The following is a 1,241-nucleotide window of genomic DNA, read 5'->3' on the forward strand; positions in this document are numbered from 1 at the left end:
TGTGCCGTTGGATCCGGATCATCCGGTCGAGCGCAATGGTCATATTCTCGGGACTGCGGCGCCGGTGTGTGTGTTGTCCACTGCTGGTGACGGTGTGGTGTTGCCGGGTGAGTTCGATGTGGTGTTGATTGACGAGTTGGATGTGTCCGGGTTCTCGGATGCGCCGGTGTTGGATGTGGATCGTGTTGCGCCGCTTCGGGTTTCGAATGCTGCGTATGTGATTTTCACGTCGGGGTCGACGGGGAAGCCGAAGGGTGTGGCGGTTTCGCATGAGGCGATCGTCAATCAGATGGCGTGGATGCAGGGTCAGTATGTTCTGACTGGGTCGGATGTGTATTTGCAGAAGACTGCGACGACGTTCGATGTGTCGTTGTGGGGGTTCTTCTTGCCGTTGGCGGTGGGTGCTCGGTTGGTGGTGGCCACGCATGACGGTCATCGGGATCCGGGGTATTTGGCGTCGGTGATCGCTGATCAGGGTGTGACGGTGACGGACTTCGTGCCGACGATGTTGTCGGTGTTCGCGGGTGCGGTGTCTGCGGAGTTGTTGGGTTCGTTGCGTGATGTGTTCGTCATCGGTGAGGCGTTGCCGGCGCAGGCGGTGCGTGATTTCGGTGTGGTGTCGGGTGCGCGGGTTCACAACTTGTATGGCCCGACCGAGGCTGCGGTGTCGATCACGTTCGCGGATGTGACGGGCGCCGTCGATGGTGGTGTGGTTTCTATTGGTGTGCCGCAGTGGAATTCGCAGGTTTTCGTGTTGGATTCGCGGTTGCGTCCGGTGCCGGTGGGTGTTGCGGGTGAGTTGTATCTTGCGGGTGATCAGTTGGCTCGTGGGTATGTTTCTCGTCCGGATTTGTCGGCGGATCGGTTCGTGGCGAATCCGTTCGGTGGGGTGGGTTCGCGGATGTATCGCACGGGGGACTTGGTGCGGTGGGGTGTGTCGGGTGAGCTCGAGTACATCGGTCGTACCGATTTTCAGGTGAAGTTCCGTGGTCAGCGGATCGAGTTGGGGGAGATCGAGTCGGCGTTGGTGGCCGATGTGTCGGTGTCTGTGTCGTCGGTGGCTGTGGTGTCGACGGTGACCGGTGATCAGTTGGTGGGGTATGTGGTGCCGGCGTCGGGTGCGGTGGTTGATACTGCGGCACTGGTGGATTCGTTGGGTGTGGTGTTGCCGTCGTATATGGTGCCGTCGCAGATCATGGTGTTGGATGCGTTTCCGCTCAATGCTTCGGGGAAGTTGGATC

1 protein-coding gene is annotated in these 1,241 nt (G+C 59.9%); it reads left to right on the forward strand.

What is annotated here, in order from left to right; genetic code table 11:
* A partial coding sequence (locus ACH5AR_RS33875) for an amino acid adenylation domain-containing protein (RefSeq protein WP_396305361.1) occupies positions 1-1,241 on the forward strand: 1,241 nt, incomplete at both ends.

Source organism: Kitasatospora sp. NPDC018619 (genome assembly GCF_044391605.1).
Taxonomy (GTDB): Bacteria; Actinomycetota; Actinomycetes; order Streptomycetales; family Streptomycetaceae; genus Kitasatospora.